Source organism: Streptomyces doebereineriae, from assembly GCF_031845645.1.
Lineage (GTDB): Bacteria > Actinomycetota > Actinomycetes > Streptomycetales > Streptomycetaceae > Streptomyces > Streptomyces canus.
Genome location: NZ_JAVREZ010000109.1, coordinates 1 through 538 on the forward strand (window position 1 = coordinate 1; position 538 = coordinate 538).

Below are 538 nucleotides of genomic sequence, written 5' to 3' on the forward strand. Positions count from 1 at the left end.
GTGTAATAGAGGATGCGCTCTGTCGTCGTCGTCTTGCCGGCGTCGATGTGCGCCATGATGCCGATGTTGCGGACCTTGTTCAGGTCTGTCAGCACGTCCTGTGCCACGGAAGTCTTCCCAACTCTTTCGCTTGCTTGATTAGGTGTTCGATTGCGCGCTTACCGGCACCCGACGCTGGATGCCGGGCGCGGGTATCACCAGCGGTAGTGCGCGAAAGCCCGGTTCGCTTCAGCCATCTTGTGAGTGTCCTCACGACGCTTCACAGCGGCACCCAGGCCGTTGCTGGCGTCCAGGATCTCGTTGGCGAGGCGCTCGATCATGGTCTTCTCACGACGAGCCTTGGAGAAGCTGACCAGCCAGCGCAGAGCCAGGGTGTGGAGCGATCGGGGCGAACCTCGACCGGAACCTGGTAGGTGGCACCACCGACGCGGCGGCTACGCACCTCGAGGGCGGGCTTGACGTTGTCGAGCGCACGCTTGAGGGTGACGACCGGATCGGTGCCGGTCTTGTCGCGAGCCTGCTCCAGCGCACCGTAGAC

1 protein-coding gene and 1 pseudogene are annotated in these 538 nt (G+C 63.4%); both read right to left on the bottom strand.

The genetic code is table 11. The features are described from left to right. Positions 1-95 (bottom strand): GTP-binding protein (locus RNB18_RS53985; RefSeq protein WP_394817803.1); only part of this gene is annotated, 95 nt, incomplete at its 3' end. 99 nt (positions 96-194) lie between these two features. Continuing rightward, positions 195-538: pseudogene (gene rpsG, locus RNB18_RS50945) on the bottom strand (30S ribosomal protein S7); the annotation flags it as partial.